We start from the raw sequence: 7,728 nt of genomic DNA, 5'->3' as shown, positions 1-7,728 counted from the left end.
TGTAAGCTTCCCCAAAATTAGAGTCATTTATAATTATAGTTTATAAATTTATAAAACTATGAAGAACAGTAAATATTCGGAAGTTCAGATTATCAAGATCTTATCTGAACAAAATTTTGGAAAAACGGTCAATGAAATTTGTCGTGATCATGGAATTAGTCAACCTACTTTTTATAATTGGAAGAGTAAATATGGTGGATTGGACGTTCAACACCTCACTAAAATGAAGGAAATGGAGAAAGAACTCTCTCAGTACAAAAAGATTGTAGCAGAACTAACGCTAGAAAATGTTGTGATGAAAGATGTGATTTCAAAAAAGCTTTAACGCCTTCTGAGAAACGAGAACTGGTCACTTATTGCAGCTCACAATACGCAATGAGTACTCGTAAGGCGTGTAAAGTTTTCCTCATTTCCAGTTCGGTTTATTTTTATAAAAAGAAACCCAATAATGAGGATGATAAAATTAGGGAAGAATTAGTTTTGCTTTCAGAGCAGCACTACACATGGGGATTTTGGATGATGTATCACAGGCTGAGAAATCGTGGATTTGGATGGAATCATAAACGAGTTTACAGAATATATACCTCTCTGAAATTAAATCTTAGAAGTAAACGTAAAAAACGTCTTCCAGCAAGAGTAAAAGAGCCTTTATTGCGACCAATTTACCCAAATGTAACTTGGAGTATGGATTTTATGCACGACACCTTAGAGTGTGGTAAAAAAGTAAGAAGTTTGAATATTATAGATGACTTTAATAGAGAAATTTTAACCATTACAATTGACACTAGTTTACCTTCATCAAAGGTCATTTCACAGCTAAAGCAACTTGTAGAATGGCGAGGAAAACCTGATAAAATAAGAGTAGATAATGGACCAGAATTTATTGCAGAAAAATTAAAAATTTGGTGTCTATCAAATCAGATTGTTCTACAATATATTCAACCAGGAAAACCAACACAAAACTCATTAGTAGAAAGATTTAACAGAACTTTTCGAACAGAATTTTTAAACGTTTATCTCTTTGAGAATATCAAACAGATGAAAAATTATGCTGAAATTTGGATGTGGATGTATAATAATGAGCGACCTCATAGTGCGCTACAATACCTTACTCCCAGAGATTTTTTGTTGAAATATGGAAAAATAAATAATGAAAAAAAACAAGATTTTCCTACATTCAAACAAAATTATAATAAAAATAATCAATTATTAAATAAAAACTCTATTTTTGAATGTACCTAACAAAGGGAAGAGTACAATTTTGCTAAAAACTATTACTGGTATTTATAGCAAAGAATTAACATAAAATTAGTAACTATTGCATAGTTCTGATTATTAGAAAAATAAAATATCTAAACTCGCTAAATGTTTTTGGGAGTTTTTTATTTTTACGTGAAACCGTAAATTAATATTAAGAGTTTGTTGTATGTTTGGAATAATATAACGGAAGAGTAGATATAGGTATTTAACGAAACTAAGATATAGTTGTTTTTATGAAACTAAAGTTATAATAGTTTCGCAAATTCGAAAAGCGTTAGGTACAATTTATAAAGAAGATAATGAATTATAAAAATCCAGCAGCTATTTGAAGTTCTAGCTGAAAAATTTAATTATCTGTATATAGAAAACCCTGAAGATAGATTTGATCAAATTTCTGTATTACTAACTGATTTTAGAGCAAAAACAATAGATTTTACAAAATCAACACAAAAACTTAGAGAACCACTAATCCAATTCTTAGAAAAAGAATTAAACAAAATGATGAATAAATAACCTCCACTAATATAGTATTTGCGAAAAACGGGCTGAAAGTAAACTTTCAACCCTTGCTTTTCCAATCGCAAAATTGCTTTTCTTAAAATAATAATGTAATTTAGTTCCAAGAAAAGAGCAATTTGCTTGAACGGACGAACTTGAACTTTTGCTCAAATTCTCTCCTGTTCTTCGCAAATACACAGCTCGTTAGCTGCAAGCAATCACCAAATACCACTAAATATGAAAAAAACACTATTTTTTATGATGACTATCTTTGTTTTATCTTGTAATGAAAACAAAAAAAGTAATCAAACCGAAAATGCCGAAATCGAATCTAAAAAGGCAACTGACAATTTAGATTGGTTAACTGGAAATTGGAAAAGACTAAATGAAGAAGCTGGAAAAGAAACTTTTGAGAATTGGAAGAAAATTAGCGAAAGTGAATATTCAGGAATTGGCTTCACATTAAAAAACGGTGATACAATAAGTCAAGAAAAAATGGATTTAATTGAATCAAACGGAAATTGGAGTTTATTTGTGAAAATGCCAAATGATAAAAAGGCAACTAAATTCAAAATGACTAAAAAAAATAATAACGAATTTATTTGTGTAAATGACTCAATTGACTTTCCTAAAAAAGTTCAATATTCATTTGACGGAAAAAGAATAAAAGCAAAAATTTCTAACAAACAAATGGAGGTTCCTTTTGAATTTGAAAAAATTAAATAACTCTCAAATTTTGCCTGCAGATAATAACTAAGCTTTCGTCTTGTCTGTTTTGCCTAAATATTTATTATGTAGTAAAACCTACTAATTGAGAAAATGAAAAATCAGAAACGTATGAAGATTTTACAAAAAAAAATAAAAGCTAATAAGTAATTAAAAACGTTTAGTTTAAAATAAAGTATCTAAATTAGTAAGATTAACCAGTAGGCATGGTTAAAGTTAGTAATAGTACTCTGGAGTTAATTTTAGGTTTGTCTAACTCCAGAGTATTTTATTTTACTTAAATACATCAGATTAATATAAATAAAGGGCTTCTACATAGAAGCCCTTTGTTATTCTATAATATTTTACACAGTAATGGTTATAAATTAGATTAATTTATATATTTGAGTTTAATTTTACGAAATGCAGATGCTTTTTACGAAACAAAAGCTATAGTAGTTTCGTAAAAAATTATGTTAGGAGCAAGCTTACCCAAACACACGCTAAAAAATGACAGAAAATTACATCAATAAAATTATTGTTGAACATTCAAGAAATATTGAAGATCTTGAGATTCCACTTTCAGAAACTCAAAGACAACATTTGATTCTAACAGGAAAAAATGGAAGCGGAAAGACAAGTTTACTTTTAGAAATTAAAAAGTACTTAACAAAAATTGAAAATGGAGAATTTGAAAGTTTTGAACAAAATAAACAACAGTTAGAAAAGTATAAAGAACAAATTTCCCGCCCAAGTATTTCAGAAGAACAAAAATTAAATCTTGAGAGAAATATTAAGAATTATGAGGACTGGATACATTCTTTTGGTGGAACACAAATTGAGTTTTCAGGTTCAAAAAAATCAATTTTTGAAAAATCACAAAATGGAAGCTTTATCTTATCATTTTTTGATTCAAAAAGGCATACTAATCTTAATGTTCCCAAAGGAATCAATAAAATTGAACTAAAGAAAAAATATAATTTACAGGAAAAAGCTAATGTAAATTTTATCCAATATATTGTAAATCTAAAAGCTGACCGTTCATTTGCTCGAGATGATAATGAAATAGAGACCGTAGAAAAAATTGATGCTTGGTTTGAAAGTTTGGAAAATAGATTAAAATCAATCTTTAATGTAGATTTTCTAGAACTTAAATTTGATAGGAAAACTTACAACTTTGAAATAATAACAAATCAAGGAGAACCATTCAATTTTAATACTTTATCTGATGGATATTCAGCTATAATAAGTATAATTACAGAGCTACTATTAAGAATGGAGGCTCACGATGTTAAATCTTATGATTTAGAAGGAGTGGTTATAATTGACGAAATTGAAACTCATCTTCACGTAGATTTACAGAAAAAAATTCTTCCATTTTTAACTGACTTTTTTCCAAAAATTCAATTTATTGTTTCAACACATTCTCCTTTTGTTTTATCGTCCTTGTCAAATGCTACAGTTTGTGATTTAGAATCAAAAATTGTAACTAGTGATTTATCAGGGTATTCTTATGATGCACTGATAGAAAGTTATTTTAAAGCTGACAAATATTCTGATGAATTAAAACAGAAAATTTCAGATTTTGAATTATTATCATCTAAAACAGAACGTACCACAGAAGAAAATATTTACCTAGTAGAACTTCGTAATTATTTTGCCCATAGTCCCAAATATCTTTCTAATGAACTGTTGGTTAAGCTTCAGCAAATAGAGTTAAATGAATTAAACAATAAACAATAAGCAATCGAATATGGTGTTTTTTGAAAAATCACAACCTGCACCCGATTGTTTAGCTGTAGAGGAAGCAAAAGCAAACGGAGATTATAAATGTGCAAACGTTTTAGACAGAATAAAATCGGACTTTAAAAACAAGTGCTATATATGTGAATATAAAGAACCGATTTCAATTAATGTAGAACATTTTAGACCGCATAAAGGGGCCAAAGTTTTAAAATTTGATTGGAACAATTTATTTTGGTCTTGTTCTCACTGTAACAATATTAAGTTGGACAATTTCACGAATATTTTAAACTGTACAGACTCAACACATCTTGTTGATAAAAAAATACGGTACTATATGAATCCATTTCCTTGTGAAAAAGTTGTTATAGAAGCGTTGGAACAAACTCCAGAAGTATTGGAAACGAAAGAACTTTTAGAAGCGGTTTATAATGGTACAACAAAATTAAAAACTATTGAATCAGCAAACTTACGCAATCAACTACTTGAAGAAATAAAAGACTTTCAAAAGTGGTTATGCGAATATTATAAAGCCAATACGCCAGAAGTCAAGAACTTTTCCAAACTAAAAATTATCGAACATTTAAGTCGTGGTTCGAATTTTTCAGCTTTCAAAAGATGGATAATTTTAGACAATCAAATGAGAAAAGATGACTTTGAACAGTATTTTGATTAAAAAGCCTGCACCTAACATCGGTAACTGTTGCACAACTCCTATTTTAGGCACAAGAACACAAAATAGTATAAATAATAACCTCATTAGAAGCGATTTTAAGGAGGTTTTTTTATTTTACACAATAAGGTATGCAATGTAGTTTTGTTTGTATATTTGAGATTGCATTTTACGAAAAGTAGATATAGTTGTATAAGCTATATTTTATTTCATTAAAAAATCAATGTTGTATGCAATTTAAAAACAGAAACTTTGGAATTAAACTCAATAGCTCTTTATAATATTTCTGAAATAATACCGAATATGCTTTATTCAAAGTTTGAGCAGAATAACATCAAAACAGTTGGAGATGTAAAAAAAATAGAATTAAATGCATTTCAAAAATTTCCATATGTTGGCAAAAAAGTCTGTGAACTCTTTTTAGTATTTAAGGAAAAAATAGAAACTTCACCAGAAGAGATTATTGATATATATAAATCAACTCTTCCTAAAGAATTACCGATAAACTATTCGGAAGAAAGTTCATTTATAGTAATCTTTTCATCAATTATTTTAGACTATTTGAAAATTACTAAGGACTTTAATCATAAATCAAAAAAAGCAAAAGAAAAGCAACTCAGAAATGTTGATATAATTCAAAAATATTTTGGTATTAATTCAAAGATATATACTCGTGAACAGATTGGCGTAAGGCATAGGATTAATTCAGAGAGAGTAAGACAAATCATTGTAGATATATTTTATAGAGATATATCATCTCTTCTAAACGATGAATTCTTAGAATCTTGGAATTTAAGAATAAATAAAAATGCATTAGAGCTTCTACACTCTTTTAAAAAAGATATTGCTGGTACTTATGCCTTAAATGAAAAAGATATCTCAAATTGGTTAAAAGAGTATGGAATAAATGAAGAATTAAACTCTAAAAGGGAGTTCTTTGATTTGCTTTTTAAAATCTGGGGCTATAATAAGGTTAAAACTTCAAGACATCATTATTTAAGAAATAATCAAATTTATCTTTCTAATAGTATTGATTCAGAGTTGTTTCTGAATGTAAGTACCAAAATCTATACTTTTCTTGAAAAACGAGTTATACCAACAACATTAGAAGATATTATTATTGAAGTTTTAGAGGAATTTGATGTTTCTGATGAATTTATACAACTTTGTTGTGATACTATCTACGAAATTGAGAAAACCGATACTTTGACATATCAGATGAAATTTGAAAAATTATCTTCAATAAATGATTATACCTTTAGATTATTATATGAAAAGAAAAAAACACTTTCATATAACGAATTACTTCATTTAATTAATCAAAGATTAGTTCAGGTAGATCAAGCAATAACTTTACAAACATTAAAACAAACTCTTAAGAAAGATGAAAATGTAGTTCCATTAGGAAAAACTGGAAATTGGACATTAGCCATATTAGATCCAAATGTTGATAGTCAAATAGACTTGATTTTAAAATCATTCAGAATACATGACAAACCATTATCAGAAAGAGAAATTTTGAATCATATTCATTCGGAGTATTCCAGAGTAGATGTTTCTGAAAGATCTGTTAGTTCAAATTTGAGAAACTACAAAGAGAAATTTAAGAAAGTTAAAGGTAAGAAGTTTATCCTTTCAGAATGGGAGTATAAATATAAAAATGATATTGTAAAATCTAGAATTGTAAATAACAAAAAAAGTACCCAGCTCAAGGCTGAAAAAACTGTGGAAGTTGTAAAAAGATACTTGGGAAGTGATAATTCAGAGGTAATATATCTTCGTGATTTAGTAAAACTAATCACCACTACCGAAACTGATTTTAGTAGAATGGATATTTATAAGGCTATTAGCCAAAATCCTCTAGTATTCAATAAGATTCAACTAAATGAAAAGATTTTTGTTGGTTTGAAAACTAATAATCAAGACTCTAGAAATCAGATAACAGTCAAATATAAATGGAATGAACTAAAGAAAATTTTAATACGAGAACTTGAACCTATATTTAACTCATCATCACAACCTAATTATTCGAACTCTTTGGAGGAAGCACTAGATGCATTCTTTAAAATTCTGACAAAAGATTTGCCTGTTGAAATTAGCCAATTTAATGGATTAGCAGATAGGATACTTCCGACTTTATACAAATATTATGTTGAATCTAGTGACCGAAATGATAAATTAAATTTTTTAAAACAAATAGTAACTAGTCAAGAATCATTTTTCAAGATATTACTTTATTATTTTCACAATCCAGATTATCAATATGTAGACAATCACAATAAAGGATTTGGAGTGGTATTGGAAAGATTAGCTAAAGTTGACAAAAGAGATAACAGATATAAAGATTTAAGAACAGCATCAATATATGAATTCGGCAAGCATTGTTCTAGAGCTTATAATAATAGGAATCTAGATACTCACAATGCAACAGATTGGACTGAAGGTGAAATTATTGAAACAAAAACAAGCTGTTTAGTTATGATGATTTATGCTTGCTTTGAATATTACAATGAGATTAATAGAATATAAAACTATACCCGTTGTGCATTTTAAATGATTTGAATTTTTAGGTTGTTAATATTTCGATTAAAGTATGTTTTATTAATGTACTGAATCACTGTTAGTGCAGTAATTTTAGCTAGAATTCTGGTTTTAAACCCCTCAAAAGTTTTTGCATAATTTCTTCTAATCATAAATTGATCGCATAGTTGAGAAAATAAAGTTTCAATTCTTTTTCGATACTTTTTGAATGTATAAAACTGAGGTTTGTAATCTTTTTGATTCGATCTTTTCGGTGTTTCTAATCGTATATTAACTTCATTAAATAAGTCAATTTGAATTGTTTGCGA

At 27.9% G+C, this 7,728-nt stretch carries 7 protein-coding genes; 6 read left to right on the top strand and 1 reads right to left on the bottom strand.

Features of this window, described 5'->3' with window-relative positions; translation table 11 throughout:
• Positions 1 to 58 precede the first annotated feature (58 nt).
• The 6 genes from B3792_RS03795 to B3792_RS03770 all read left to right on the top strand — a co-directional run bounded on the left by B3792_RS03795 (position 59) and on the right by B3792_RS03770 (position 7,408).
• On the top strand, positions 59 to 325 hold the full coding sequence (locus B3792_RS03795) for a transposase (protein ID WP_114998212.1): 267 nt from the start codon (positions 59 to 61) through the stop codon (positions 323 to 325).
• A gap of 20 nt (positions 326 to 345) precedes the next feature.
• Positions 346 to 1,242, top strand: a complete 897-nt coding sequence (locus B3792_RS03790; RefSeq protein WP_114998210.1) for an IS3 family transposase — start codon at positions 346 to 348, stop codon at positions 1,240 to 1,242.
• A gap of 753 nt (positions 1,243 to 1,995) precedes the next feature.
• A complete protein-coding gene (locus tag B3792_RS03785) occupies positions 1,996 to 2,484 on the top strand; it encodes a DUF6265 family protein (RefSeq protein WP_291068939.1) in 489 nt (162 codons plus the stop codon).
• 489 nt (positions 2,485 to 2,973) lie between these two features.
• Positions 2,974 to 4,206, top strand: a complete 1,233-nt coding sequence (locus B3792_RS03780) for an AAA family ATPase (protein ID WP_291068937.1) — start codon at positions 2,974 to 2,976, stop codon at positions 4,204 to 4,206.
• 10 nt (positions 4,207 to 4,216) lie between these two features.
• Entirely contained in the window at positions 4,217 to 4,882 is a 666-nt protein-coding gene (locus B3792_RS03775; RefSeq protein ID WP_291068935.1) for an HNH endonuclease, read from the top strand.
• 249 nt (positions 4,883 to 5,131) lie between these two features.
• Entirely contained in the window at positions 5,132 to 7,408 is a 2,277-nt protein-coding gene (locus B3792_RS03770; RefSeq protein WP_221856471.1) for a hypothetical protein, read from the top strand.
• A gap of 20 nt (positions 7,409 to 7,428) precedes the next feature.
• Here the strand turns inward: B3792_RS03770 and B3792_RS03765 are convergent.
• Positions 7,429 to 7,728, bottom strand: a 300-nt coding sequence (locus tag B3792_RS03765; RefSeq protein ID WP_291068933.1) for a transposase, incomplete at its 5' end; no start/stop codon positions are given.

It is taken from the genome of Empedobacter sp. UBA5924, from assembly GCF_002431085.1.
Taxonomy (GTDB): domain Bacteria; phylum Bacteroidota; class Bacteroidia; order Flavobacteriales; family Weeksellaceae; genus Empedobacter; species Empedobacter falsenii_B.
Note: the sequence above shows the minus strand (reverse complement) of the source record. Positions and strands in the feature narration are given on the sequence as shown.

Bases quoted from the DNA above. Each gene is read 5' to 3' on its own strand.
- B3792_RS03795 (WP_114998212.1), top strand. From the start codon at position 59: ATGAAGAACAGTAAATATTCGGAAGTTCAGATTATCAAGATCTTATCT.
- B3792_RS03775 (WP_291068935.1), top strand. From the start codon at position 4,217: ATGGTGTTTTTTGAAAAATCACAACCTGCACCCGATTGTTTAGCTGTA.
- B3792_RS03780 (WP_291068937.1), top strand. From the start codon at position 2,974: ATGACAGAAAATTACATCAATAAAATTATTGTTGAACATTCAAGAAAT.
- B3792_RS03785 (WP_291068939.1), top strand. From the start codon at position 1,996: ATGAAAAAAACACTATTTTTTATGATGACTATCTTTGTTTTATCTTGT.